The sequence below is a fragment of the Cytobacillus sp. FSL M8-0252 genome (assembly GCF_038007345.1).
In the GTDB taxonomy this organism is placed as follows: Bacteria; Bacillota; Bacilli; order Bacillales; family Cytobacillaceae; genus Cytobacillus; species Cytobacillus kochii.
In genome coordinates this window covers 1,334,226-1,358,085 of the sequence record NZ_JBBOWZ010000001.1, presented here as the reverse complement: position 1 = coordinate 1,358,085, position 23,860 = coordinate 1,334,226, and the positions used below count along the sequence as shown (strand labels likewise).

Annotated in this window: 26 protein-coding genes; 11 read left to right on the top strand and 15 right to left on the bottom strand. The window is 36.2% G+C overall.

Features of this window, described 5'->3' with window-relative positions:
* Positions 1–40: 40 nt before the first annotated feature.
* The 6 genes from sinI to MKX83_RS07025 form a co-directional block, all read right to left on the bottom strand.
* Positions 41–166, bottom strand: a complete 126-nt coding sequence (sinI, locus tag MKX83_RS07050; RefSeq protein ID WP_157733760.1) for a DNA-binding anti-repressor SinI — start codon at positions 164–166, stop codon at positions 41–43.
* A gap of 317 nt (positions 167–483) precedes the next feature.
* A complete protein-coding gene (locus MKX83_RS07045) occupies positions 484–1,389 on the bottom strand; it encodes a pseudouridine-5'-phosphate glycosidase (protein ID WP_328199527.1) in 906 nt (301 codons plus the stop codon).
* Between the two features lie 14 nt (positions 1,390–1,403).
* Positions 1,404–2,498 carry a carbohydrate kinase gene (locus tag MKX83_RS07040; RefSeq protein ID WP_289433189.1) on the bottom strand — a complete coding sequence of 365 codons (1,095 nt, stop codon included), beginning with the start codon at positions 2,496–2,498 and terminating at the stop codon, positions 1,404–1,406.
* A 116-nt stretch (positions 2,499–2,614) separates the two neighbouring features.
* Positions 2,615–3,382 carry a flagellar motor protein MotB gene (gene motB / locus MKX83_RS07035; protein ID WP_289433188.1) on the bottom strand — a complete coding sequence of 256 codons (768 nt, stop codon included), beginning with the start codon at positions 3,380–3,382 and terminating at the stop codon, positions 2,615–2,617.
* Positions 3,379–4,167 carry a flagellar motor stator protein MotA gene (gene motA / locus MKX83_RS07030; protein ID WP_289433187.1) on the bottom strand — a complete coding sequence of 263 codons (789 nt, stop codon included), beginning with the start codon at positions 4,165–4,167 and terminating at the stop codon, positions 3,379–3,381. The genes motB and motA overlap by 4 nt, the downstream gene beginning before the upstream one ends.
* A 205-nt stretch (positions 4,168–4,372) precedes the next feature.
* Positions 4,373–4,750 carry a DnaJ family domain-containing protein gene (locus MKX83_RS07025; protein WP_095370089.1) on the bottom strand — a complete coding sequence of 126 codons (378 nt, stop codon included), beginning with the start codon at positions 4,748–4,750 and terminating at the stop codon, positions 4,373–4,375.
* 95 nt (positions 4,751–4,845) lie between these two features.
* Here MKX83_RS07025 and MKX83_RS07020 point away from each other — a divergent pair, with 95 nt between their 5' ends.
* Positions 4,846–5,007, top strand: a complete 162-nt coding sequence (locus tag MKX83_RS07020; protein ID WP_224935434.1) for a hypothetical protein — start codon at positions 4,846–4,848, stop codon at positions 5,005–5,007.
* 52 nt (positions 5,008–5,059) lie between these two features.
* Here the strand turns inward: MKX83_RS07020 and hutH are convergent, their stop codons facing one another.
* Positions 5,060–6,547, bottom strand: a complete 1,488-nt coding sequence (gene hutH / locus MKX83_RS07015) for a histidine ammonia-lyase (protein ID WP_341054759.1) — start codon at positions 6,545–6,547, stop codon at positions 5,060–5,062.
* Between the two features lie 311 nt (positions 6,548–6,858).
* Here hutH and MKX83_RS07010 point away from each other — a divergent pair, with 311 nt between their 5' ends.
* A complete protein-coding gene (locus tag MKX83_RS07010; protein WP_341054756.1) occupies positions 6,859–8,952 on the top strand; it encodes a DNA topoisomerase III in 2,094 nt (697 codons plus the stop codon).
* A gap of 199 nt (positions 8,953–9,151) precedes the next feature.
* On the top strand, positions 9,152–10,384 hold the full coding sequence (locus tag MKX83_RS07005; RefSeq protein ID WP_341054754.1) for an aminopeptidase: 1,233 nt from the start codon (positions 9,152–9,154) through the stop codon (positions 10,382–10,384).
* 449 nt (positions 10,385–10,833) lie between these two features.
* Here MKX83_RS07005 and MKX83_RS07000 read toward each other — a convergent pair whose 3' ends face one another.
* Together MKX83_RS07000 and MKX83_RS06995 are read right to left on the bottom strand one after the other, a co-directional pair.
* Positions 10,834–11,049 carry a hypothetical protein gene (locus MKX83_RS07000; protein WP_340978196.1) on the bottom strand — a complete coding sequence of 72 codons (216 nt, stop codon included), beginning with the start codon at positions 11,047–11,049 and terminating at the stop codon, positions 10,834–10,836.
* 582 nt (positions 11,050–11,631) lie between these two features.
* Entirely contained in the window at positions 11,632–12,711 is a 1,080-nt protein-coding gene (locus MKX83_RS06995) for a hypothetical protein (RefSeq protein WP_341054751.1), read from the bottom strand.
* 294 nt (positions 12,712–13,005) lie between these two features.
* Between MKX83_RS06995 and mscL the strand changes: the two genes are divergently transcribed.
* The 6 genes from mscL to tatC all read left to right on the top strand — a co-directional run bounded on the left by mscL (position 13,006) and on the right by tatC (position 17,799).
* Complete coding sequence (mscL, locus tag MKX83_RS06990; RefSeq protein ID WP_095370094.1) at positions 13,006–13,434, top strand: large conductance mechanosensitive channel protein MscL; 429 nt, start codon at positions 13,006–13,008, stop codon at positions 13,432–13,434.
* A gap of 144 nt (positions 13,435–13,578) precedes the next feature.
* Complete coding sequence (locus MKX83_RS06985) at positions 13,579–14,214, top strand: Bax inhibitor-1 family protein (RefSeq protein ID WP_322910032.1); 636 nt, start codon at positions 13,579–13,581, stop codon at positions 14,212–14,214.
* Positions 14,215–14,334: 120 nt separating this feature from the next.
* The gene (locus MKX83_RS06980) at positions 14,335–15,084 is read left to right on the top strand and encodes a gluconate 2-dehydrogenase subunit 3 family protein (protein ID WP_095370096.1); all 750 of its coding nucleotides are present in this window, start codon (positions 14,335–14,337) and stop codon (positions 15,082–15,084) included.
* A gap of 24 nt (positions 15,085–15,108) precedes the next feature.
* A complete protein-coding gene (locus MKX83_RS06975) occupies positions 15,109–16,818 on the top strand; it encodes a GMC family oxidoreductase (RefSeq protein WP_341054747.1) in 1,710 nt (569 codons plus the stop codon).
* A gap of 25 nt (positions 16,819–16,843) precedes the next feature.
* On the top strand, positions 16,844–17,050 hold the full coding sequence (gene tatA, locus MKX83_RS06970; RefSeq protein ID WP_095370098.1) for a twin-arginine translocase TatA/TatE family subunit: 207 nt from the start codon (positions 16,844–16,846) through the stop codon (positions 17,048–17,050).
* Positions 17,051–17,073: 23 nt separating this feature from the next.
* Positions 17,074–17,799: a twin-arginine translocase subunit TatC gene (tatC, locus tag MKX83_RS06965; RefSeq protein WP_095370099.1), complete on the top strand. Its 726-nt coding sequence runs from the start codon at positions 17,074–17,076 to the stop codon at positions 17,797–17,799.
* A 112-nt stretch (positions 17,800–17,911) separates the two neighbouring features.
* On the opposite strand, the gene MKX83_RS06960 is transcribed toward tatC, so the two are convergent.
* The gene (locus tag MKX83_RS06960; RefSeq protein ID WP_095370100.1) at positions 17,912–18,196 is read right to left on the bottom strand and encodes a hypothetical protein; all 285 of its coding nucleotides are present in this window, start codon (positions 18,194–18,196) and stop codon (positions 17,912–17,914) included.
* A gap of 297 nt (positions 18,197–18,493) precedes the next feature.
* Complete coding sequence (gene cls / locus MKX83_RS06955) at positions 18,494–20,014, bottom strand: cardiolipin synthase (protein ID WP_095370101.1); 1,521 nt, start codon at positions 20,012–20,014, stop codon at positions 18,494–18,496.
* 102 nt (positions 20,015–20,116) lie between these two features.
* Here cls and MKX83_RS06950 point away from each other — a divergent pair, with 102 nt between their 5' ends.
* Positions 20,117–20,617, top strand: coding sequence for a GNAT family N-acetyltransferase (locus tag MKX83_RS06950; protein ID WP_341054740.1), 501 nt, complete (start codon positions 20,117–20,119; stop codon positions 20,615–20,617).
* A 47-nt stretch (positions 20,618–20,664) separates the two neighbouring features.
* Here the strand turns inward: MKX83_RS06950 and MKX83_RS06945 are convergent, their stop codons facing one another.
* The 3 genes from MKX83_RS06945 to MKX83_RS06935 all read right to left on the bottom strand — a co-directional run bounded on the left by MKX83_RS06945 (position 20,665) and on the right by MKX83_RS06935 (position 22,844).
* A complete protein-coding gene (locus tag MKX83_RS06945) occupies positions 20,665–20,997 on the bottom strand; it encodes an SCP2 sterol-binding domain-containing protein (protein ID WP_095370103.1) in 333 nt (110 codons plus the stop codon).
* 352 nt (positions 20,998–21,349) lie between these two features.
* Positions 21,350–21,868, bottom strand: a complete 519-nt coding sequence (locus MKX83_RS06940; protein ID WP_224935394.1) for an acyl-CoA thioesterase — start codon at positions 21,866–21,868, stop codon at positions 21,350–21,352.
* 61 nt (positions 21,869–21,929) lie between these two features.
* Positions 21,930–22,844, bottom strand: coding sequence for a magnesium transporter CorA family protein (locus tag MKX83_RS06935; protein ID WP_224935392.1), 915 nt, complete (start codon positions 22,842–22,844; stop codon positions 21,930–21,932).
* 132 nt (positions 22,845–22,976) lie between these two features.
* Between MKX83_RS06935 and MKX83_RS06930 the strand changes: the two genes are divergently transcribed.
* Positions 22,977–23,234, top strand: a complete 258-nt coding sequence (locus tag MKX83_RS06930) for a hypothetical protein (protein ID WP_224935388.1) — start codon at positions 22,977–22,979, stop codon at positions 23,232–23,234.
* Between the two features lie 20 nt (positions 23,235–23,254).
* On the opposite strand, the gene MKX83_RS06925 is transcribed toward MKX83_RS06930, so the two are convergent.
* A complete protein-coding gene (locus tag MKX83_RS06925) occupies positions 23,255–23,770 on the bottom strand; it encodes an RNA polymerase sigma factor (protein WP_224935386.1) in 516 nt (171 codons plus the stop codon).
* Between the last annotated feature and the right edge of the window lie 90 nt (positions 23,771–23,860).

Sequence of the window (23,860 nt, the reverse complement as noted above, 5' to 3'; positions counted from 1 at the left end):
AATCTTGTAAGCTCATTAATTCGGAGGCCTCAATGTCATGTTATTCCTCTTCTTTAGCTTGTAGAAAAATTCTCACCTCTTCTTTATTTAAACCTAATTGTTTTGCTTCTTCAATAAGGGCAAGCCATTCTTCATCTAGTGTTTCTATAACTAAAGACCTTTCCAAATTAAATCCCCCTTTAGACTTGAAGCATATTCTCAATTAGTCCTATTTTGCAATAAATCCCGCTTTATTTTCAGACTATTGTAGATATTTACATTTTACTACTAGTTCATTCTAAAATCTGCTAATTTTTTTCTTCATTTTCAATCAAAAAACGACAAGTGTATAATGAAACTTGTAGAATAGAGGAAAAAATCGGAACTTTTGAGTCAAAAAATACCTACAAATAAAAAAACCGAACATCAATTCCTCCTTTAAAAGTTTGATTGATGTTCAGCTTCCTCTTTGATTTTTAAAATTGGATACTTTTATATCTTGAATTATAATTGCATAGCAAGTTTTGCCCCAATTTCGGCATTATGCTTAACTAATGCAATATTGGCTGCCAAGCTCTTACCACCGGTTAATTCTTTAATCATAGATAAGAGGAATGGTGTTATCTCTTTCCCTGAGATACCTTCTTCTTCTGCATGAACAAGAGCTTGATCAATCATCTCATTCATTTCCAGTTCATTCATAGCATCTGCTTCTGGTATTGGATTAGCAATAACTAGCCCTCCATTTAAGCCTAGTCCCCACTTTACCTTCATCATTTCAGCAATCTCTTTTATCTCATCTACACGAATATTGACATTATACGGGCTCTTTCTCGTATAAAAAGCGGGTATCTTATCTGTACGGTAGCCGATGATTGGGACACCATATGTTTCTAAATATTCAGCTGTTAATTTAATATCGAGGATCGATTTAGCACCGGCACAAACGACAGCGACATTTGTCTTTGCTAATTCCTGCAAATCGGCTGATATATCCATTGTTTCACTTGCCCCTCTGTGCACACCTCCAATACCCCCTGTTACAAATACTTCAATCCCTGCTAGTTCTGCACAAATCATCGTGGCAGCAACAGTTGTCGCTCCATGTTTCTTCGCTGCAATGACATAGGGAAAATCTCTTCTGCTAACTTTCATAATTGAATCGTTCGTTGCAAGTAGTTCAAGTTCTGCGTCTGATAGCCCAATTTTAATTCTACCTTCTATAATAGCAATGGTTGCTGGGATTGCCCCATTCTGCCTGATAATCATTTCAACTTCTTTGGCTGTTTGCACATTTTGAGGGTAAGGCATACCGTGAGAGATGATTGTTGATTCGAGTGCGACAATTGGTTTTAATTGTTTTTTTGCTTCGATCACCTCATCAGAGTAATCTAACCAATCTTTTCTCATTTGTAACAACTCCTCTAAAAATATTCTTGAAAGGCATGTTGTAGTTTCTTTTGGCTTAATTGTGGATGAACCGTTTCCTTACTTGTAAGCGTTACACTTGCACAGATTATTCCTATTTTACAAGCATCTTCTATATGCATGCCTTTATGATGTGCATAAATAATTCCTGATGCTAAGGCATCTCCAGCACCTGTTACATCAACGACCTGAACAAAAGGGGGCATAATAGCTCCTGCCTCTCCATCTTGTGTGGCGAAAACAAGGCCCTTTTCCCCTCTCGTTATTATTACTCTTTCTACACCCTTTGCTAAAATGATTTCACATGCTTTAAAGTAATCTCCTTCACTTGTAAGTTTTACTCCAGAAAGCAAACTTGCCTCATCTTTATTGGCAATAAGAAAACTCACACCTAATAGTTGAGCAGGGAGTCTTTTTATTTTCGCTGTAGATACTGTCGTAATACATAATGGTGTGTTGAATTGTTTACATTTTTCTATTACTCTTGTCAATATAACACTTGGGAAATTTGTATCGAGAACAACCATTTTAGCCGAAGTAAAATACCCCCATCGTGATTCGATTATCTCCATATCGAGGACATCGTTAATTTCCATATCAGATAATGCTATTCTCATTTCTCCCTTTTTATCCAACACTGCTGTATAAGTTCCTGTTCGGCAAGTAGGTATAATAATCGATGGTGTTGTATCTACTAGTGGCTTTAGGCGATCTAACAACCATGTACCTTCGTGATCTTCACCGATAACAGATAATAAAGAAACGGACATTTCAAGTCTAGCCAAATTCTCCGCGATATTCCTTGCTACCCCTCCTCCTGATTGTTCAGTTTTCGCAGGATTCGATGTCCCTTCATCTAAGCTGTCCACAGCTTGCAATTTTCTATCAATATTGGCAGCGCCCACACATAAAATAGATGGTTGCTTTGGTAAAATATAAGCCCTACCTAATATATAGCCATTTTTTGTAAGAGAGGAAATATAGCCAGCAACGGTAGAACGAGAAATGCTTAAGCTGTCTGCTAGCTCAGACTGTGAAATATAAGGATTATCTTTTATGGAATTTAAAATTTGCTGCTCTTTTTCATTCAATGGCTCCCCCTCCTTAAAACATTTGTCTATATTATAAACAATAGTTTGATATTTCTGCAAATTCTAATTATAATCATGGGGTTTTACATAAAAAAACAGATAAACTCTTTCGAAGTTTATCTGTTGGTTGTCAATTCTCTCGGAAGTATTAAAATTTCTACTCTACGATTTCTTTCTCTTCCCGTAACCGTTTCATTCGATTCTTTAGGTTTATATTCACCAAAGCCTTTGGCGCTAAACCATTCAGGATTAAGTTCTGGATTATGTAAAAGGACTTTCATGAAATTGACAGCTCTCATTACACTGAGTTCCCAGTTTGACTCAAAATTAGCATTTCGTATCGGTACATTATCCGTATGTCCGCTAATAATAATATTTCTTGGAGGATTCATCACAAGTAGTTCAGAGATTTCTTCTGCTGTCTGTATATCTCTAGCTCTTACTTCTGCACTACCTGAAGAGAATAATACATTATCTCGAATCGTCACAAGCAGTCCTTCAGTTGTAAGCTCCGTTTCAAACTTATCAGTAATATCATTACTGATAATATAGTGATCAACTTTGGCTTTTAATTTTTTCAGTTCCTCAGTATCTTGTTCCTCATCAGAAAGACCAGACAGTTGACTAGCTGACACACTTTCTTTTTTTTGAGGGGCCATACTTCCTTCTGGCATTGGGCTAGGAAAATCAATTACACCATTACCTCCAGAAAAAACCTCATTAAACGCTGTGGACATTTTTTGAAACTTTTGAACATCGATTGCACTAGAAGCAAATAAGACGATAAATAAAGCAACTAATAATGTAAGTAAATCCGCATAAGGCAGTAACCAGGATTCATCAACATGCTCATCTTCGTGACTCTTCTTCTTCCTTCTAGTCATGATTCTATGCTTCCTTCTTCTAAAAATTCTTTTCTTTCTTTTCCTGGTAAATAGGAAGATAGTTTTTGCTCAATTACACGTGGAGATTCTCCCTCCAAAATAGATAAAATCCCCTCTATCATCATCCTCTTATGTTTAGCTTCTATTTTAGATTTCCTCTTTAACTTATTTGCAAATGGATGCCACAATACATATCCCGTAAAGATACCTAACATCGTAGCCACAAATGCAGCACTTATTGCTTCACCTAATGCGTTAATATCGCTCATATTTCCTAATGCCGCAATTAATCCAATTACTGCACCTAATACACCTAGTGAGGGGGCATATGTTCCTGCTTGAGAAAATATTTGCGCTGCCGATTGATGGCGCTCTTCCATTGCATCAATTTCTTCATTTAATACGTCTCTAATATAATCGGCACTCTGTCCATCCACTGCAAGTGATAAACCATTCTTCAAAAAGGGATCATTGATTTCATTTATTCTTACTTCTAATGATAACAACCCCTCTTTACGTGCAAGCTGAGCCCAATCAGCAAATTGGCTAATGATTTGAGACATCGGTAATGTCTCTCTTTCTTTGAATATTACGCCCATTATTTTAGGTATTCTTTTCACTTCAGAGACTGGAAAAGCGATTAAAACAGACGCTACTGTCCCAACGATAATAATCATAACGGCAGCCGGATTTACTAATACACCCAGTCCTACTCCTTTTAGAAACATACCTAACACAACTGCAATAATTCCTAATATGACACCTATCCAAGTTGTTTTATCCATCCTTATCACACCTACTTCAAAAAATACTTACTTCAAAACTTTTTACTCATTACTTTTTTATCAGATACTGGTTTCTTTGTTTTATTTCGACATATTTCTATGTAATTGAAGCATCTTAATAAGGTCTTTTATCCTATTTGTCTTTTTGTGTTTATATACATAAAAAAACCACACAAAAATGAATGAATAGCATCATTTTGTATGGTTATTTAAAAAGCTTGTTTTCGATTTTCTGTTCATAATTTTTGAAAATTTGTGTGTTTGTTGCCACTTTTCTTTCTGATAACAAAGCTTGGAATTTTAACCTCTTTTCATTCAGCTCTTTTTTTAGTTCTCCTTCTTTCTCTTCATTCTCACAACTTGCAATTAATTGTTCAATTGTTAGCATCTCTTTCCTAAGATCGATTTCTTTTGTTGTATATCCTGCATTTTTCATTATTTTATAAGACATTCTTAGAGATTCTGGTACCCCACTTAGTTCATCTTTCGGTAATGGCTTACCATGCCCTTTTAAATGAGCAAACTCTCCCTGTCTTTGCGCTTGTTTGATTTTCTCTTCTGCTAAAATTGAGAATAAATCCATTAAATGAACACCTCACCTTCATCTTATTATACTCCATGCAGTTACATATCCCTAACGAATGAAGGGAAATATAAAATAGAAAGGAGCGATTCACTATGTCAAGAGGTAAACATTTTAATCATAAGAACAAACAGCATCCAGGTGCGTTTAATGAACAATATCAAAAAGAAAAATCAACTGAAGCGCAAGAAGACGAGGAGTTTTTAGTCGTTCAAGAAGCCTTTAAAAATCGCATTGAACAAAGTGAAAACCGTTAATATTCTTATTAGGCTGTAACCTTAGGGATTACAGCCTTTTTAATAAAAAAAGTTAATGATAAGCTTTACTTTTTAGCCACTCCGTGCAATTTTCGATATCGTTAGAAAAAATACGATCCTGGTTAATTGTTGGTACAATGGTTCGCCCTTGTTCATATAGTGAGCGGGTATGATTAGCCATTTTATCTATTCCCTTAAATTCAGCCGCTTGCATAGCACAAATCAATTCAATTGCGATCACTTTATTTACATTTTTTATGATTTGATAGGCATGCCTTGCACCAATTGTTCCCATACTTACATGATCCTCTTGATTAGCAGAAGAAGGAATAGAATCAACACTAGCAGGATGAGCCAGTGTTTTGTTCTCTGACACGAGTGAAGCTGCACAATATTGCATAATCATGGCACCTGATTGCAGCCCCGGTTCTGGGCTAAGAAAAGCGGGCAATTGATTGAGTTGTGGATTAACTAACCTTTCTATTCTTCTTTCAGATATATTCGCTAACTCAGCAACGGCAATTTTCAAAAAATCCATAGCTAACGCAATGGGTTGACCATGAAAATTCCCGCCTGAAATTACTTTTTCTCCATCATCAAAGATTAAAGGGTTATCTGTTGCAGCATTCATTTCAATTTCGAGCTTTTCTTTCACATAGTTAAGTGCTTGCCAAGTAGCCCCGTGCACTTGCGGAATACATCTTATAGAGTAGGCATCCTGGACCCTCATTTCTCCTTGAACAGTAGTTAACTTACTACCACTTAAGTATGACCTCATTCGTTTTGCTGTTGCGATTTGTTCAGGATAACCACGAGCTTCATGTACTAGATGATCAAATGCATCGATTATCCCATTTAATGCTTCTACCGATATAGCTGCAATCTTTTCGCTTTCAAAAGCTAAGTTTTCTGCTTCAATATAGGCGATAACTCCTTGAGCGGTCATAGCTTGTGTACCGTTAATCAACGCAAGACCTTCTTTTGCTTCTAAAGTCAGCGGAGTAAGACCACATGCCTGTAGTACTTCTGCGCTCTTTTGTTTTTGTCCATTGAAAAAGACTTCACCTTCACCAACAAGTGTAAGTGCTAAATGGGATAGCGGTGCTAAATCTCCACTTGCACCTAAGGATCCTTGCTGAGGAACGACGGGATGAATTCGTTGATTAAGGTAAGTAAGTAGTCTATTAATTAATGCAAGACGAACCCCTGAATGCCCTTTTATGAGCGCATTAGCCCTTAACAATAACATTGCCCGCGAGACCTCCTCTGAGAACGCCTCACCGACTCCACATGCATGAGAGCGTATTAAATGGATCTGCAACTCCTCTACATGTTTGCGATCAATATGAACATCACTAAACTTACCGAAACCAGTCGTAATCCCATATACCGTTTTTCCTTCCGCAACGATTCTCTTTACAGCCATATGACTTCTTTCTACATTTTCTATACTCTTACGGGCAATTTTAACTTCTTCTCCATGAAAGACAACCGCTTTCACTTGCTCTATCGTCAGATGTTCCCCTGTTAAATCAATCATCTTATTACCTCCTTATCACATTAGCAAAATAAAGAAAAGACCCGAGTATCACCGAAATGATACTTGGGTCTTTTTATTAAAAAAAATTCATTTTTATTTACGCTCATGATACGTCACCTATTTGATCTGTCTTATATCTATATTATAAAGCGGTACTTATTCATGTCAATTGATTTTTACCATATTCTACCTGATTACCATGTTAGCAAAATAAAGCAATAGAGCAACCCATATAAATTCATTCCATTTTCCGCTATAATAATTAACGACCCTTTAGTTTAGGAGATTGTTTTTTTTGGAAGGGAGAAAATATGAAATCATTAGTATTAGCCGAAAAACCAAGTGTCGGCAGAGAAATAGCCAGAGTATTAGGATGCAATCAGTCGCATAAAAACTATATAGAAGGCAAGCATTATATTGTTACTTGGGCGCTTGGTCACTTAATAGAACTCAAGATGCCCGAACATTACGATAGCAAATACAAACAATGGAAACTAGAAGACCTGCCAATTATTCCTGATAAAATGGGCATCAAGGTAATGAAGCAAACAAGTCATCAATTTAAAACGGTCGAGCATCTTTCCAAGCGAAATGATGTAGGAGACTTTATTATCGCAACCGATGCTGGGCGTGAAGGTGAGTTAGTTGCTAGATGGATTTTAGAGAAGATTAAATGGAAAAAGCCAATCCACCGCCTCTGGATCTCATCTGTCACCGATCGAGCAATACAACAAGGATTTAAAAACCTTAAACCAGGGAAAGACTTTTTAAATTTATATGATTCTGCTGTTTGCAGAGCTGAAGCAGATTGGCTCATTGGATTAAATATTTCACGTGCATTAACAACGAAGTATCAAGAACCTCTTTCTGCTGGTAGAGTGCAAACTCCAACGCTTTCCCTTATTATGGATCGTGAGAAGCTAATCCAGAAATTCACCCCACAGGATTATTGGATGATTCATGCAAAAGTAGGCGTATTAGAAACAGAATGGGAAAACAATGGTGAAAAACGAATCTTTCATAGTGATCAAGCTGAAACGATTAAAAAACAAACAACAAAAGCCAAAGCAACAGTGCAATCGATTAATCGGAAAGAAAGAAGTGAAGCACAACCACTTCCATATGATTTAACTGAGCTACAACGTGATGCCAATAAAAAATTCGGCTTCTCAGCTAAAAAAACATCATCTGTACTGCAAAAATTGTACGAACAACATAAAATCGTAACGTATCCACGTACAGACTCTCGTTATTTAACAAGCGATATGGAAAGTACAATGATGGAAAGATTAGAGGCAATTGCTGGTGCTTATAGTACAGAAGTAAAACCTTTGCTTGCGAAAAAGGGTAAGGTACTTGCCAAAAAGGTATTTAATAATAGTAAAGTGACGGATCATCATGCTATCATACCAACAGAACAAAGAGTACATCTCAGTGATTTATCAACAGATGAGAAAAAATTATTTGATATCATTGCTAAGCGATTCCTTGCTTTATTTTATCCGCCATATCAATATGAGAGTGTACTATTAAAGTTAGATATAGCTGGTGAAACGTTCGTAGCTAAAGAAACCCATATCATTGACTTAGGGTTTAAAACGCTCCATTCATCTACGAATGAACAAAATTTAAAGACTGCGTTGAATCAGTTACAACAAGGGAAACAGCTGCAAGTTCATACAGTCGAGACGGTAAAAAAATTAACAGAGCCCCCTGCTCGCTTAAGTGAAGCCGATCTGTTACAAGGGATGGAGAAATTCGGTTTAGGTACACCTGCAACGCGTGCCGAAATTATCGAAAGGCTTATCTCATCAGAAGTAGTGGAAAGACAGAACGGGCGCTTTCATTCCACCCAAAAAGGAAAGCAGTTAATGGATCTTGTAAATGATGAATTAACATCTCCAGCATTAACAGCTAAATGGGAAAAAGAACTTGAAGCAATCGCACATGGAAAAGCAAAACGTGATGACTTTCTAAAGAAAATTAGACAACAAACGAAGCAAATTGTATCCGAAGTAAAGAAAAGTGATAAGTCTTACCGCGCCCATAACTTAACCGGATCGAAATGTCCTGAATGCGGCTCTTTCTTAAAAGAACGGAATACGAAAGAGGGAAAAATCCTCGTTTGTTCGAGTCTTGATTGTAACTTCAGAAAAAGAAAAGATCCAAAGCTTTCTAATCGTCGTTGTCCTCAATGTCATAAAAAGATGGAAGTTCACAATGGGAAAGCCGGCACCTACTTCCAATGTCGCAAATGTAATGTGGTTGAAAAAGCGGCAGATAAGAAACAAAAAGTCAATAAACGTGAAGAAAGAAAGCTTGTTCAGAAATACTCTGCTAAAAATGATCAATTCGGTACGAGCCTTGGTGACTTGTTAAAACAAGCAATGGAAGATAAAGAGTAAACATAACACTGTCAATCCAGTAAGAATCTTGCTGTTTTGGCAGTTTTTTTGTTATATCATGAGCAACTTCTTGCATATGTTTTACCATGTAAACCGTGTAGTTCTTCCCTCTATTTTGTCATGAAGATAAAAAGTTTCTTTTTTCCTATAGAAAAGTTACAATAAGTAAGAAGTTTTTGACAAAGGGAGTGTACATAGTATGAGTACTTTTGAAGAAAAGCTCGACAAATATGCAGAATTAGCAGTTAGAGTGGGTGTCAATATTCAAAAAGGTCAATCATTAGTCATCAATACTTCTATTGATTCTGCCGAATTGGTTCGAAAAATTGTAAAAAATGCTTATGAAGCTGGTGCTGATCAAGTTATTGTGAACTGGAATGATGATATTGTTTCTCGTACAAAGTATGAATTAGCACCGATTGATTCCTTTAAAGAGTATCCGAAATGGCGTGCGCGTGAAACGGAAGAATTAGCTGAAAACGGAGCAGCTTTTATTGCGATTGTCTCTTCTAGCCCTGATTTACTGAAAGGAATTGACCCTGAGAAAATCAGCACATTCCAAAAAGCATCAGGTCAAGCATTAGCAAAATATCGTAAAGCTGTGCAAACAGATAAAGTAAGCTGGACAGTAATATCCGCACCTTCTCAAGCTTGGGCGAATATGGTGTTCCCTGACGCAAAAGAAGAGGAACGAGTCAACTTACTCTGGGATGCTATCTTTAAAGCAACACGAACTGATTTAGATGATCCTATCCAAGCATGGAAAGATCATGATCAAACATTACACGAAAAAGTAGAATACTTAAACGAAAAACGTTATAAAAAATTACATTACACCGCACCAGGAACAGATTTGACGATTGAATTACCAGAAAAACATTTATGGGTTGGTGCTGGAAGCGTCAATGAAAACGGTCATGAATTCATGGCAAACATGCCAACAGAGGAAGTGTTCACAGTGCCACATAAATATGGTGTAAATGGCACTGTCGCAAGCACAAAACCACTTAGTTATGGTGGTAACATTATTGACCGCTTCTCCATTACTTTTAAAGATGGAAGAATAGTTGATTATAAAGCTGAGGAAGGCGAAGCAATTTTAAAACAACTAGTTGAGACAGATGAGGGCTCTCATTATCTGGGTGAAGTCGCGCTTGTACCATTTCAATCACCAATTTCTCAATCAAACCTTCTTTTCTATAACACATTATTTGATGAAAATGCATCGAATCACCTCGCTATCGGCAGCGCCTACGCCTTCTGTGTAGAAGGTGGCAAAAAAATGAATAGTGAAGAGCTAGAAACAAACGGATTAAACGAAAGTATCACCCATGTAGACTTTATGGTCGGTTCCTCTGAAATGGATATTGACGGTATCCTTGAAGATGGTACAACAGAACCTGTATTCCGTAAAGGGGATTGGGCATTTTAACAAAGAAATATTGCGTGAGCACTCTTCAGACCCAAACGCTAGCGTTTGGGTCTACTTTTCGTGATTTTTTGGGGATACAATATCTTTTGTGAATGAGCAAGCACGCCCCCTGAGCATTCTGTTTTTTGTGAATCATACTTTATTGTTATTCCTACTACTCTAAGTAATATTGCTATTTGAGAAACAGATTATTGCGGAGCGCTCATGCTCTGGTTTCTCTCTGAGTGACTTGCTAATCCCTTTTGTGCGGCGCTCAGTTCTTGTTTTCTTGCTGAGTGATCTGCAAACTCCTTTTGCAAAGCGCTCACTCTCTAGTTTCTCTCTGGGTGACTTGCTAATCCCTTTTGCGAAGCGCTCATGTTCTGTTTTCTTTCTGAGTGACTTGCTGTTCCCTTTTGCGCGGCGCTCAGTTCTTGTTTTCTTTCTGAGTCACCTGCAAACTCCTTTTACTAAGCGCTCACTCTCTCTTTTCTCTCTGAGTGACTTGCTGTTCCCTTTTGCGCGGCGCTCAGTTCTTGTTTTCTTGCTGAGTGACCTGCTAACTCTTTTTGCGAAGCGCTCACTCTCTGCTTTCTCTCTGAGTGACTTGCTAATCCCTTTTGCGTGGCGCTCAGTTCTTGTTTTCTTGCTGAGTGACCTGCTAACTCCTTTTGCGAAGCGCTCATGCTCTAGTTTCTCTCTGAGTGACTTGCTGTTCCCTTTTGCGTGGCACTCAGTTCTTGTTTTCTTGCTGAGTGACCTGCTAACTCCTTTTGCGAAGCGCTCATGCTCTAGTTTCTCTCTGAGTGACTTGCTGTTCCCTTTTGCGTGGCACTCAGTTCTTGTTTTCTTGTTGAGTGACCTGCTAACTCCTTTTGCAAAGCGCTCACTCTCTACTTTCTCTCTGAGTGACTTGCTGATCCCTTTTGCATGGCGCTCAGTTCTTGTTTTCTTGCTGAGTGACCTGCAATCTCCTTTTGCGAAGCGCTCATGTTCTGGTTTCTTTCTGAGTGACTTGCTGATCCCTTTTGCGCGGCGCTCAGTTCTTGTTTTCTTGCTGAGTGATCTGCAAACTCCTTTTACAAAGCGCTCACTCTCTGCTTTCTCTCTGAGTGACTTGCTACACCCTTTTGCAAAGCGCTCAGTTCTGTTTTTCTTTCTGAGTGACTTACCATGCGAGAATCCTTTGAATTTAGGCAGCACAAATAGGCTGCTACTATCTTGTTTTTAAAAATTTCGCAGCCTACCTATGATCAAAATATAATGTTTTATTGCTTACTTAATGAGATTTGCTTGATCTCTCCTGATTCATCCGTATAGGTTTTAAGAACATATTTATCAGCAAGAAATTCAGAATAGATTAAACCGTTCTCCTCTTCTTGTCTAACTGGATCTCCTAATAACTTCTTGAGATCTGCTAATGAAGATTGTAATCTTTCCCCTGGGATGGCAACTGTAGATACAGCCCCATCTTCTCTGTTATAGTAGTAGATTGTTTCTGGATACATTAAATACTGTTGACCATGAAGTATTCCCTCTTGAATGTAATAAGGGTTAGATTTTTTAATGTCTTCTATGTTCGTACCAATTGGATAAGGGCCACCCATAGGTATACCCATTTTCGCTCTTTCAATTACTTCTTTAGTCAACTCAATATTTTCATAAGGATAAAACACTTCTTCCGTCTCGCTCCAAATATCCATCCAAGACTGATCTAATAATGATTGATAAGCACCAGAATCTTCAGTTACCGTTGCTTCATCATGGAGTGAAAGGACTAATGGATCATTTTGTAATTCCCAGCTGAGAAAAATCGATTCATTTTGATTAACCGGATAGGCCGATTGAAGGACATTTTGACTTAAGGATTTAAGTTTTCTATCTGTTAAGTTAAGCAATTCTCCACCTTCAATCGGTACCTCTCTTAATATCCCTTGGTCCATTGAAATAACTCGAAGTGACGATACTTCCTCACTCTTTTCAAGTGATAATATAATAAGAGTTTGTTTATTTGTATTCAGTGAATAGATATTATTTTTATTGAATTTCTCATAGGCAAGCTCTTGGCTATATGCCAGTTTACCGTTCTCTTCAGCAACAAAAAATGAATATTGATTGCTATCATCTTGATTTGAGGAAATATATACTTCATAACTTTTTTCCCCATCCACCATTGTTGTTTCGTAAATGGCATTTTCTTCAAGGACTGCCACCTGTTGTTTTTCTACTTCATCCGCTTCATGAGCAACAGTTGAACTTGGCTCCATTTCTTGTTTATTCACCTTTGACTCATTCATGCAACCAGACATGAGAGTAGTTAACATTAATATATATAAATATTTCTTCATTTAAATCTCCCTATCAACAAAAATCACTTGGCCCTTGCCAAGTGCTTAATATTCTAAGTAAAGTCCTTTTTATGAAAGACTAGTCGTCAATTCTATTTTTAAGCTATCATACATTTCTTTATTGACATTCTAAATTGTAACAAATCTGAAACAATACTACAAACAGAATAAATAATCGTAAAGTAAACTTAATGTCCTGATTTCTCCCGTTTACTATGTTTAAATATTTATATACAATGTTTCTTAAAGAATTCAACATAAGAACTACTTTTTGATTTGGAGGGATTTTTTGCTATGTTACAAGAATTTAAGAAATTTGCTATGAAAGGAAATGTGTTAGACCTGGCAATCGGGGTCATTATAGGGGCAGCTTTTGGAAAAATTGTTACTTCTCTAGTGAATGATCTGATTATGCCTATTCTTGGAATCTTTATCGGTGGAGTCGATTTCACAAAACTCTCTTATTCCCCTCCATTTGGGGAATCTGTTATACTATATGGACAATTTATTCAAACCGTTTTCGACTTTTTGATTGTCGCTTTTTCCATTTTTCTTTTTGTCCAATTTATGAATAAAAGAATTAGGAAGAAAGAAGAAGAGAGTACGCCTGAACCGCCAGAAAAAGATGCAAAAGAAGAATTACTAATCGAAATTCGTGACTTGTTGCAAAAACAAGAGCAGAACTCACTTGATATAACAAAAAAACAAAATCATGAGTCCTAAATAAAATCTAGGAATATTTATATGAGTGGCAAAAAGAACAAATGATAGACATCTCATCATATCATTTGTTCTTTTTCCTATTTGCCACATAAATGCTCATGCATCTATTCACACAGCTAATCTTATATAGAAAGAAGTGGTCCAATGCCATCATCTATTCAAAAACAATATTTTCGTCGTGTTATTATTATTTTTATGATTTCTCTTGCTATTGCCACTATTGGGGTCTTTCTTGGTACAGTTGTTCCAAGCCAGTATTTTCTACCGATCAAGATAATTGAAGTAATTATGTTAATCATCGCTTTTTTTCTTAGACGAAAAAAGGGGATTTCCTACTTTTTCTTATTCTTATTTACCTTTATATCTGGCTTGTCTATTTATCCAATTCTACATCAATATGTGTCTTCAATAGGTATGCAAACGATACTAATGACGCTCATAGCAACAACTATCATTTTTATTTTTATTGCGAGCTATGCCACTATTACAAAGAAAGATTTTAGTTTTTTAGGCGGTATATTATCAATTGCATTACTTGCCTTTATCATTATTGCTATCATACGAATCTTTTGGCCATTAGATGACACTTCACTACTCATTTATTCATTTATAGGTGTCCTTATATTCAGTGGCTATATTCTATATGACTTTAATCGTTTGAAAAAATACGGTATTAAAAAAAGTCAAATCCCAACTTACACTTTGAATTTGTATTTAGATTTTATTAATCTCTTCCTAAACTTACTTAGACTAATTGGTTTACTGAAAGATAGAAAATAACAAGTAACATGATAAAAATGACAGAATACTTCTGTCGTTTTTTTTATGCCCAAAAATGAATAAATCTGGATAATCGGAACACTTTATAAACATAATACGAAAAAAGGAGTTTTTTTACGAATGGCAGAACAACACTCTGAAAAGAAAATGTCAAGAAGGCGCTTTATTAGAAACTCTGGTTACGTAGCAGGTGGACTTGTCGGTGGAGGAATTATCGGTGGGCTCATTGGTGCCAATATGAATGATGAGCAAGAAGGTACAAATACACAAGGGGAACATCAAGGAACCAGCTATCTACAAGCACCTCTTTATTTTACAAACCCTGAAATGTTTGCCGTTTTAGTCGCTGCTTCTGAAAGAATTTTCCCAAGTGATGATAACGGTCCAGGAGCTGATGAATTAGGCGTTGCCTATTATATAGATCACTCGCTCGCTGGTTCTTGGGGGAACAATGCTCGTGAATATATGCAAGGACCATTCTTTCCAGGCTCTAACTTCCAAGGTTATCAATCCCCTCTTAAGAGACATGAAGTATTTGATACCGGGATAAAGGCACTGCAAAAAGTGGCTAATGAAAAACACGATAAGAATTTCCCTGACTTGGAAGGCGAACAACAAGATGCTATCTTAACTTCCTTCCAAAATGATGAGGTTGAGCTCAAAGGAGTAACATCCAAAACCTTTTTTAATATTCTCAGAGCAGCCACGATTGAAGGTGTATATGCTGACCCTGCATATGGAGGAAATATTAATATGGAAGGCTGGAAAATGAAAAACTATCCTGGGCATCAAATGAGTTATTACGACAAAATTGAATCAGATGAATTTATGGAAATTGAACCACAAGCCCTACATTCTTATACAAAATAAGTGGATTGAATAGGAGGAAATACAATGGCTGAAAAATTACCTAAAACCGATGTCGTCATCGTCGGTATGGGCTGGGCTGGTAGCATTATTGCTGCCGAGCTTGGTAAGGAAGGATTAAAGGTTGTTGGATTAGAACGAGGTAAAGAAAGAGGCTTGAAAGATTATTATGTCGTACACGATGAGCTTCGTTATGCTATTCGTTATGAATTAATGCAAGATTTATCAAAGGAAAGTTTAACTTTCCGTAATAACCAAAAGGAAAGGGCCCTTCCCATGCGTCAACTTGGTTCTTTCCTATTAGGTGAGGGTTCTGGTGGTTCTGGTGTTCATTGGAACGGCCAATCCTTCCGTTTTTTGCCTTATGATTTTGAAATACGATCAAAAACAATTGAAAAATATGGTGAAAGTAAAATCAAAGGATTACAAATTCAGGATTGGGGCATTACATACGACGAATTGGAACCATATTTTGATAAATATGAGAAGGTCGCTGGTATTAGTGGTGAAGAGGCTCATTTTGGACCGGAACGATCCAATCCATATCCAACACCACCGATGAAAGAGACACCATTAACCAAACGGTTTAAAGATGCAACAACCTCATTAGGTATGCATCCATACCATATGCCTTCAGCTAATTTAAGTGAACCATATGAGAACATGTACGGTGCAAAGATTGCTAACTGTCAATATTGCGCATTTTGTGAACGTTTTGGTTGCGAATACGGTGCAAAGGCAGACCCAACTGTTGCCGTCATTCCTTATGCTATGGAAACAGGCAATGTAGATATACGCAATTTTGCTAATGTAACTGAAATCATACATGAAGGTGGAAAAGCAACAGGTGTGAAATTCGTAGATGTATTAACGAAAGAAGAATTCATTCAACCGGCTGATACAGTCGTTCTTACGAGCTATGTCATGAATAATACGAAACTACTTCTACATTCAAAAATAGGCAAAGCCTATAACCCGGAAAACGGGACTGGTGTGATTGGTAAGAACTATTGTTATCAGATTCTCCCTGGCTCTACAGGCTTTTTTGAAGAAGAACGCTTTAACACTTTTATGGGAGCAGGAGCATTAGGTGCAACAATTGATGATTATAATGGTGATAACTTCGATCACTCAGATCTAAACTTTATCCATGGTGGCTCTATCTCCATTAATCAATCAGGTAAACGACCGATTGGCTCAAATACCGTTCCATCTGGTACACCAAACTGGGGAGCTGAGTTTAAAGCACAATCTATCAAGTATTTTACAAGATCACTCAATATTGGAACACAAGGGGCTTCCATGCCTGTACAACATAACTTTATGGACCTTGATCCGACGTACAAAGACGCTTATGGTTTACCATTGCTTCGCTTAACTTACGACTTTACAAAACAAGATAAAGAGCTTTATAACTATATCGGCAAAATTGCAGATCAAATTATGCTTGAAATGGGCGCAGATAAAGTAAATGAACGTTCGAATCTTGAAAGTTATGATATTGTGCCATATCAAACAACTCATAATACAGGTGGTGTTATTATGGGCGCTGAACCGGAAACATCTGCTGTTAATAATTATCTGCAAATGTGGGATGCTGAGAATGTATTTGTTGTAGGTGCCTCTGCTTTTGCACATAATGGGGGCTATAACCCAACGGCAACTGTCGGTGCACTCGCATTCAGAGCAGCAGAAGGTATCCTCAAATATAGCAAAGAAGGTGGCTTGCTCGCCTAATTAGTAGGAAAGGGGTTGATTTGTAATGGGTTTAACAAATATCGGAATACCAGGTTTAATCATTATCCTTGTCATCACCTTGATTATATTTGGACCAAAAAAACTACCTGAAATTGGCTCAGCTTTCGGAAAAACATTAGCTGAATTTAAAAGATCGACAAGAGAAATTATGGACGATAGCGACAAGGAAACATTAACAGTGGCTGCTAAAAATGAAGAGGAATCTAAATAACATCTGTGATGGAGGCTGTAAAGATGGAGAATAATGACCAAACACTAGTGGAGCATTTAACTGATTTAAGAAAAGTGCTCATTCGATCGATTGTCTTCTTTACCTTTTGTTTTATCCTTTGCTTAGTGTTTATTAACCACCTTATTCCCATTCTAGCTAATGACTATGATCTCGTCATGCTAGGGCCATTAGATGTCATTAGACTATACACAGGGATTGCCGGTAGCATTAGCCTCGGCATTTCCCTTCCCTTCATTGCGTTTCAAGCATGGCTATTTATTAGACCTGCATTGAATGATAAAGAAGCAAAAATCTCGATCATGTTCATTCCAGGAATTATTTGTAGTTTCGCCATTGGCTTATCATTTGGTTTATTCATTGTATTCCCAACCATTTATGGCTTTCTCATGCACCTTGGCGAAAGTAATTTTTCTATGATGATTACTGCTCGAGAATATTTCTCATTTTTATTGATTTCTACTATTCCGTTTGGATTTCTATTTGAAGTTCCATTATTACTAGTTTTTCTCACAAATATCGGGGTCGTATCCCCTGAAATGCTAAAGTCAGTAAGAAAATACGCATATGTGGTGCTTGCTGTCGTTTCTGCACTCATTACGCCACCAGACTTTTTCTCACAAATACTTGTACTCTTTCCATTAATTGGACTATATGAACTTGGACTGTTTCTTTCAAAGATTAGCTATAGAAAACGATTGGTCATGGACGCAGAGTTAAATAAAGGGTAGTTTATTGATAAGTGAAAACGTTAATATTCTCGTGGACATTTTTAAAATAGGTAAATGAAGGAATAATCTCTAATAAGGAACAAGGATTGTATGAAGAGGAATCCAATCTTAGTTATTTTTTAATTAGATTTCGATATTGCTCTATAAAATGCTTAGGTACATCTTTCATATAAAAAGGATATACACCACGATTAGTATGTAAATACAATGTACCTAGCTTTTTTTTCGATTCTCTAAATGAAATATCAAAAACAGCTTGGATATCTATTTCGTCTTCACTCCATATAATTTTCTCATCGAAAAGTTTGATTTCACTTTCTATTTCCTCATACTTTTGGACATTCCAATCAATTTTACGCACAACTTTTATATAAGTAAGACTAGCTATAAGTTCCAATGGCGAACCCCCAATATTTAATATCTCCATTCTATTGGATTGTTAATGAAAACGATAATAATTTGCTTAAAAGTAAAGAAACCATTTTAGCAACGTTAAAAATGTTACTATTTATTGTTTCAATTCGAGCTGATACCTACTCCCCTATGTAACTTCTCAAATAAATCTTAACTGTATTCTAGCCAGTTAAACTTAATATCAAAAGCAAAGAAAGAATGGATGCTCTTCTTTTTGCATTTAAGAACCAGCTTCCGATTCTTTCATATGATTACGAACAGTTCAAAACAATGTTCCGAATTAAAGTACACCAGAAAATAATCTCGCAAATGACTCTTTTGTTCTTTCTAATAATCCTCTTTTGTAAAACTGTACCGGACTTATTTTAAAACTATCTTTCATATCATCTTCATAATGAGCAACTAAATCTCTAATAGAACTTGTCCCGTAAAGAAAAACATTCACCTCGAAGTTCAAATGGAAACTTCTCATATCCATATTAGCAGTACCAATACTGGCTAAATTCCCATCAATAATAATTATTTTTTGATGAAGAAAACCTTTTTTATATGAATAGATCTCTACTCCATAGCGAAGAAGTTCAGAAAAATAAGAACGGCTAGCATATTGCGTAAAAAAACTATCATTGATTTCAGGGACGAGAATTCTCACTTCAATCCCTTTTGCCGCAGCTACTCTTAATGCCGTACGAATGGCTTCATCTGGTACAAAGTAAGGGGTAGCAATCCAAATGGAATAATCAGCAGACGAAATCATCGAATAATAAAAATCCCCCATAATACCCTGTTGCGTATCTGGTCCACTGGCAACGACCTGAAGCGCTCCGTCTACCACATCATCTTTTTTATGTATAGGCTTCCTATCATTACGATATTTATCCAACACCTCTTCATTAGCAACATATTCCCAATCTAATAAAAATATCGTGTGTAGTATATAGACAGCTTCACCCTTTAATAAAAGATGGGTATCTCGCCAAAATCCAATTTGCTTATCTTCACCCAAATATTCATTTCCAACATTCAATCCACCCGTAAAGCCGATTTCTCCATCAATGATGATAATCTTACGGTGATTTCTAAAATTAAATTTCTGATTAAAAAAACCATACTTTAAAGGCGAGAATGGTTTTACTCGGATGCCAGCATCTAACATCTGGTTGATATCTTCCGCATGCAGTGTTAAGCTCCCAGCTGCATCGTAAATAAATAACACCTCTACTCCTTGCTTGGCTTTATCCATCAATATCTTCATTATTTCTTTTCCTAAGCGATCAGAACGAAAAATGTAATATTCCATATGAATGAATTTTTTTGCCTGTAACAGCCTTCTCTTAATTTCAAAAAAAGTTTCATCACCGTTTTTTAAAATGGTTGCTTTAGACTTCGTACTTATCGGAGTTAATGATGAATGATTAGCAAATTCCGCAAATCGAAGCTGGCCATCTTGGAGGAATGATATGTCTTGTTCTTCTTCTCTATGCATTAAGCGTTTCCATTCATCTCTATCTCTGCTACGTTTACTTTTAAATAAATACCCTTTCATATATAATTGCCCTGAAAATAAATAAAATAAATATCCAAACACCGGAAAGAATACGATTACATACATCCATAATAATGTATGCTGTGGGGTTCGATCTTCCAGCATAATGGAATAGCATATCACTAATATTGCCAAACTATAAAATACAAGGCACATTATCGTAGTCATTATACTTGTTGCCATAAAAAGTCCGATATATAATGTAACCATCAGAATGAATACAAATAAAAACTCTACTCTTCTTCTACCTTTCATTACCATGCCCCATCCCGTAAGTTGCTGTTATTATTAGTACCCTAATTTTCATTTAAAGAAACGAGCTCTATCATAATTTTTATAAACGTTGAGGAGAATAAAATGAAAGTCATACCTTTACATAAAGAACATGCCGAAAGTTTCAAACAAATACGTCTCATTGGACTTAAAGAACATCCAGAAAGTTTTGCCTCTAGTTTTGAAGAAGAAGTACAGCAATCAATACTAGATATCGAAAAGAAATTGCTCTCTAGTCAAGCAATCACTTACGGTGCTTTTCATGAAGGTAAATTAGGCGGCATCATCACTTTGTTATATGAAAGTAAATTAAAAATGCGCCATAAAGCACATATCGTTGGTTTATTTGTACGAGAGGAATTTAGAGGGCTCGGAATGGCAAAACAATTAATGAACACGGTCATAGAAAAAGCACAAGTTAGTACGACTATCGAACAATTACATTTAACTGTCATGGCAGATAATCAACCTGCAATAAAATTATACAAAAAACTAGGTTTCCGCTCATATGCTCACGAACCTCGTGCTTTAAAAGTGGAAGGACATTATTATGATGAAATTCATATGGTCTTACAATTAAAATGAGTTTAAGGCAGGTGTTTACTTGAACGCCTGCCTTAACACATTACCTCTTATAAAGATTGATATTTTTTTAATATTTCCTGAAGCTTCAATGCTAACCCAACATTACCTTCAACCTTTAAACCACCTGTCATAAAGGCTACCGTCGTGTTTAAATCACCTTTTAATAGACTAGAAAAGTGGCTATCACTCATTCTTAATTTAACCGCAGGATCGTCAGCTTCCCCTTCAATTACACTTACCTTTCCATCGCATAAAACAATTTGAATGGGGCCACTTTCTTTTAAATCCACTTGAAACACTCTATTTTTTTCATTTACAATATACTCTGGTTGATTATTCATTTTATCCGTCATTTCTTCAAGCTCAAGTAATACAGACATGTTAAGCCTCCCTTTTATCAATAAAATACCTTAAGCTGTAGCAAGGACATGGAAATGCAAACATAAAATAGAAAGAAATTCGTTACTCTAAAATTCACATGATTTTTCAATAGGATTACAGTATAGCGGTAATGATTTCAGTATCTAATTGTCCTCGAAATCTTTCATTTCATCGCAGTAACTTTATTAATATTCTATGTGGTAAATGAATCTTCCTGCCTAAAATGAATAATTATTCATTTTTCTTGTTTTACATGAGGAAGTTCTTTTCAAATAAAAATAACTCGCCCATTGGCAAGCTATTTTTAGTACTCATTCATATAACCCCTGTTATTACACTTAAGAAAGGAATCTATTCTCTCCACGGAAGTTCAGTTCCAAAGCTTTGTGCCCTTTTTTCACTATCCTTCCTTCTGCGCTTTCTATGTTCCGCTCTTTCTTTCGCACTTTCATATAGGCTCATTTCTTCGTCAGTCACGGGTACAACTTTAGGAATGGGTGCTGGTTTCCCATCTTCACCAAGCGCTACCATTGTAAGGAAAGATAGGGCACAAATATTTCTATCTCCTGTTAAGAGATCTTCTGATATAACCTTTACAAATATCTCCATTGAAGACCTGCCTGTATATGTAACAAATGCTTCTAAGCAAACCGCATTACCAGCGTAAATAGGGTGTAAAAAATCAACTGAATCAGTTGACGCTGTTACAACCGCTTTTCTTGAATGCCTCATAGCTGCAATCCCAGCAATATCATCTATATAAGCCATTAACTTCCCACCAAACAGCGTTCCATGTCCATTTGTATCTGGTGGTTGAACAATACTTGTTTTTACAACATATGATTCTTTACAAAACTTTGATTCACTCACACTATTTTCTCCCTTCATAAAAGTATCAAAGGATACCTTTATATATCATACCTCATTACCGTTATTTAAAAAATGAATTCTTCTTTTTTGGCCTGAGTGTGTCCCCTGTCCATCCTTTTTTCACCAGTAACATATAGACAGCTACAGTAGATAGAATAATAATGACCAATGCACCTGCGTATCCCCATTTCTCATCTAATTCTGGCATAAATGAGAAATTCATCCCCCAAAGAGCTCCCCATGCACTAATTGGTGTAAATAATGTCGTAATAACTGTTAAAGTTTTTATAACTTCATTTCCTCGATGGGAGGATACCATTTCTTCAAAATGTACAAGGTGATCAATTTCTTCAATATACTCTTTCGTTAACATATTTCCTCTTTCTAACCTTTTTCTCATATTTTTAAAATGCTTTGTCTCAACAATTTCCCTTGAAAATGCTTCTTCCAAGCCAAACGATAATTCTATAATTGGAATCATAAAGTTTTTCCAAACTAACACTTCATGTCTTAGCTGAAAAATTTCTTCTAATCGATCAATACTGTTCTTTTGTTTGATTTCCCAAAGTAAATCGTTTAATTTCAACTCAAAATCATCAATTCTTTTAATACTATTCTTTAAAATCTCCGCTAAAAGAATAGAGAAACCCGCAACTGCATTTTCAGCTTCCAACATATCATCATTTATATGACTATCCTGTTCAAATTCACTCGTTATCAGTACATGTTCTGTTAGAAAATAATGGAGAAGCTTATATTCTTTTTGTTGATTAAGCTTTTGTTCATAGATGAGCGATCCACAAATGTAGCTTTTCCCTTCCGTTGATCGCAAATGGAGATGATTTGATTCTTGAGAAGATATATGCTCGATCCACATTTCAATTTCTTCTTTATAAAAAGGGAATGCTAAATGTTTGTTTGCTTCTGGTTCAAAAAAATTAAGCCAACGCCAATTATTCATCTCTTTTGTATCCATTCATTCTCACCCTCCTACTTTAACATTCCCTGAAAATGAACATAACAAAACCATATGTTTATATTTAAATGAAACGGGTAATTATAATACATGCAAGAAATAAACTTTCCATAAAATGAAGGAGGAGTTAATATGAAATCTCGTCCAAAGAACTTTATTATTGCAGGAGTTGGCGTAACAAGTTTACTATTACTTGCTAAGAAGGAAAATCGTGAAAAGTTACAGACACTCACACATAAAATGAAAAGTTATCTTCCAACTAATAGTGAGGATCAATATGAAATGAAAGCCGGACATCCCGATCCACAAGACACCCGCGATAATGAAATGGTGAGTGAAGGTGCTATGACTTCCGTTAATTATTATAATAATCAACAAGAAGAAAAATAACCTAGGGATTTTTCCTTAGGTTATTTTTCTTCTACAATCATTGGATGAAGTTTAGCTTTTCCTCTCCTCAACCTTGTCTTAATTGTCGAGAGAGGTAGCTTTGTTGCTTCACTTATTTCCTTTAATGACATTTGTTCGAAGTAATAAAGATATAGTGGTTCTTTATATTTTTCAGGTAGACAAAAGATAATCTTCTCTACTTCTTCTCGATTACTTTTTTTAACAAACAATTCATCGGCCCCTGGAGATTTGGCTTCCTCATATAGAGTAGGTAGCCTCTCTTCTAAAAATTGTCGTTCACTTTGTTGTTTTCTCCATTGATCCCTACATTTGTTTAATGCAATTTTATATAACCAATTTTTAATATTCGTTTCTTCTTTCAAGGAAGGGAAAGCTAAATAAGCTGAAATCAAGGCTTCTTGGAGTAAATCCTCCGCTCTTTGGGGATGTTTAATTAAAGAATAAATGTATCTGTATAATGATTGAGCATACTCGCTCACATAATTTTCGAATGTGTAATTAATTGTTGCTTCCATACTTCATCTGGGTCTATTACCCTTTCCTCCTTTATATCTTTTCTTACCCTAATAGACGAATGATAGACCTTCTTCCCCTACAGTGTTTTT

What these genes read in the sequence shown, in the direction of transcription:
- tatA (WP_095370098.1), top strand. Translation starts at nt 16,844, where the DNA reads ATGGGTTTAACAAATATCGGAATACCAGGTTTAATCATTATCCTTGTC.
- MKX83_RS06935 (WP_224935392.1), bottom strand. Translation starts at nt 22,844, where the DNA reads ATGGATACAAAAGAGATGAATAATTGGCGTTGGCTTAATTTTTTTGAA.
- MKX83_RS06995 (WP_341054751.1), bottom strand. Translation starts at nt 12,711, where the DNA reads ATGAAGAAATATTTATATATATTAATGTTAACTACTCTCATGTCTGGT.
- cls (WP_095370101.1), bottom strand. Translation starts at nt 20,014, where the DNA reads ATGAAAGGTAGAAGAAGAGTAGAGTTTTTATTTGTATTCATTCTGATG.
- MKX83_RS06950 (WP_341054740.1), top strand. Translation starts at nt 20,117, where the DNA reads ATGAAAGTCATACCTTTACATAAAGAACATGCCGAAAGTTTCAAACAA.
- MKX83_RS06980 (WP_095370096.1), top strand. Translation starts at nt 14,335, where the DNA reads ATGGCAGAACAACACTCTGAAAAGAAAATGTCAAGAAGGCGCTTTATT.
- hutH (WP_341054759.1), bottom strand. Translation starts at nt 6,547, where the DNA reads ATGATTGATTTAACAGGGGAACATCTGACGATAGAGCAAGTGAAAGCG.
- MKX83_RS07025 (WP_095370089.1), bottom strand. Translation starts at nt 4,750, where the DNA reads ATGGATTTATTCTCAATTTTAGCAGAAGAGAAAATCAAACAAGCGCAA.
- MKX83_RS07005 (WP_341054754.1), top strand. Translation starts at nt 9,152, where the DNA reads ATGAGTACTTTTGAAGAAAAGCTCGACAAATATGCAGAATTAGCAGTT.
- MKX83_RS07045 (WP_328199527.1), bottom strand. Translation starts at nt 1,389, where the DNA reads ATGAGAAAAGATTGGTTAGATTACTCTGATGAGGTGATCGAAGCAAAA.
- MKX83_RS06925 (WP_224935386.1), bottom strand. Translation starts at nt 23,770, where the DNA reads ATGGAAGCAACAATTAATTACACATTCGAAAATTATGTGAGCGAGTAT.
- motB (WP_289433188.1), bottom strand. Translation starts at nt 3,382, where the DNA reads ATGACTAGAAGGAAGAAGAAGAGTCACGAAGATGAGCATGTTGATGAA.
- motA (WP_289433187.1), bottom strand. Translation starts at nt 4,167, where the DNA reads ATGGATAAAACAACTTGGATAGGTGTCATATTAGGAATTATTGCAGTT.
- mscL (WP_095370094.1), top strand. Translation starts at nt 13,006, where the DNA reads ATGTTACAAGAATTTAAGAAATTTGCTATGAAAGGAAATGTGTTAGAC.
- MKX83_RS06930 (WP_224935388.1), top strand. Translation starts at nt 22,977, where the DNA reads ATGAAATCTCGTCCAAAGAACTTTATTATTGCAGGAGTTGGCGTAACA.
- MKX83_RS06945 (WP_095370103.1), bottom strand. Translation starts at nt 20,997, where the DNA reads ATGTCTGTATTACTTGAGCTTGAAGAAATGACGGATAAAATGAATAAT.
- MKX83_RS06985 (WP_322910032.1), top strand. Translation starts at nt 13,579, where the DNA reads ATGCCATCATCTATTCAAAAACAATATTTTCGTCGTGTTATTATTATT.
- MKX83_RS07000 (WP_340978196.1), bottom strand. Translation starts at nt 11,049, where the DNA reads ATGAGCGCTTCGCAAAAGGAGTTAGCAGGTCACTCAGCAAGAAAACAA.
- MKX83_RS07010 (WP_341054756.1), top strand. Translation starts at nt 6,859, where the DNA reads ATGAAATCATTAGTATTAGCCGAAAAACCAAGTGTCGGCAGAGAAATA.
- tatC (WP_095370099.1), top strand. Translation starts at nt 17,074, where the DNA reads ATGGAGAATAATGACCAAACACTAGTGGAGCATTTAACTGATTTAAGA.
- MKX83_RS06975 (WP_341054747.1), top strand. Translation starts at nt 15,109, where the DNA reads ATGGCTGAAAAATTACCTAAAACCGATGTCGTCATCGTCGGTATGGGC.
- MKX83_RS07020 (WP_224935434.1), top strand. Translation starts at nt 4,846, where the DNA reads ATGTCAAGAGGTAAACATTTTAATCATAAGAACAAACAGCATCCAGGT.